Genomic DNA, 1431 nt, shown 5'->3' with positions numbered 1-1431 from the left:
GGCCAGGGGCAGCGGGGACCTACATCCCGGCCCAGATGTTGCCGAACGCCGTGACGCCGGAGCCGGTGAGCTGGGAGACCAGCGGGCCGATCAACGTGCCCGACAGCAGGACACCGAGGGCGAGGCTGACGACGAACCAGCCCTTCGCGAGCTTCCCGGCCTTGATCCCGAAGAAGACGACGATGCCGAGCGCGAGCGCGGCGACCGCGACCGTGGAGATGCTCCCGGCCGTGGCCTGCGTCTGGACCTGCTGCGGCTGCTGCTGGAGACCGGTGCCGATCTGCGAGCCGACGCCCTGCGGCGCGACGTCGTTGCCGGGCATCTGGCCCGGGGCTCCGTCGGCGAGGGTCACCACGGCGGAGTGGTGGGCGGCGTCCGCCCGGTAGGAGACGGCGTCGAGTCCACGGACGTGCAGGACCCGGCCGTCGGGGAGGGAGACGGGGGCGCTGGCGGCGCGGTCGGCGGCGGCCTGGACCGTGGCGACGGCGGCCTCGGGGGAGTCGGCGGTGGCGGCGGTGGCGGTGCCCATCAGCGCGGCGGCGGCGGCACCGGAGACGGCCAGGGTGCGGACGATGCGGGACATGGGGATCTCCTCGTGGAGTCGGTGGAGCAGTGGGTGAGGGAGGGTCAGACCGACGCGTCGGCGGCGCCCTTGGCGCGGCGCTGCTCGTCGCTCATCTGCCGCTTGGCGACAGGGCTGTACTTGGTGCCGGGGGTCCGCACGGGAGGCGTCCCGCCGTTGCCCTTGCGGCCGTCCGTGCCGGGCTTCTTCGGGCCCTTGGAGGGCTTCTCCGACTCGTCGCCCATTTGGGAATCGACCTGCGCTTTTTCGCCCGCGAGCGGGCCGTTCTGAGCGACGCGCACACCGCGCTTCGCGGTGCGGGTCTGCATGATCTGAGCGGCGGTCTGACCGACCGGCGCACCGTGGATTTCCGTCCACGCCCGGCTGTACGTCGCATCCGACGGCTCGACCCGCGCGGCGGACCTGCGGAGGACTCCGTCGCGGACGGGGACGACTTCACCGCTGAACGCGGCCAGGGCGGTCGCCCGCTCCCAGACCTCGGGGTCCTCGGCCTCACGGGCGAGGCGAACGGCGGCGGCCCGGCGGGCGTCCGCCTCGGCCTGGCGGCGCTCGGCACGGCGAGCGGACCGGGACGGGCGACCGGCCTTCTTCGCGATCCGGCCGTGCTCGTGCAAGTCCCAGATGACCGGGCCGATGATCGAGCACAGCGCGCCGCCGATCGCGGTCGCGACGCCGAACGCCTCCAGCCCGTGAACGACGTTGATCCCGGCGGCGATGAGCGCCTGGAGCATGGCTCCGGCCCGGTAGTGCCAGGAGGGCCGGTCGTCGTCGATCGCGGCCTGAGCGCCCATCAGCAGCGCCCACGCGACGCCCTCCAGGACGAACGGGGCGGCGACCAGGAAGAACGC

2 protein-coding genes are annotated in these 1431 nt (G+C 73.9%); both read right to left on the bottom strand.

The annotated features are described in order from the left end of the window. Positions 1-19 precede the first annotated feature (19 nt). Complete coding sequence (locus ACWFRU_RS42440; protein ID WP_376648151.1) at positions 20-583, bottom strand: hypothetical protein; 564 nt, start codon at positions 581-583, stop codon at positions 20-22. Between the two features lie 44 nt (positions 584-627). After that, the coding region (locus tag ACWFRU_RS42435) for a hypothetical protein (protein WP_453694210.1) at positions 628-1431 on the bottom strand (804 nt) is incomplete at its 5' end.

It is taken from the genome of Streptomyces sp. NPDC055099, from assembly GCF_053607685.1.
Note: the sequence above shows the minus strand (reverse complement) of the source record. Positions and strands in the feature narration are given on the sequence as shown.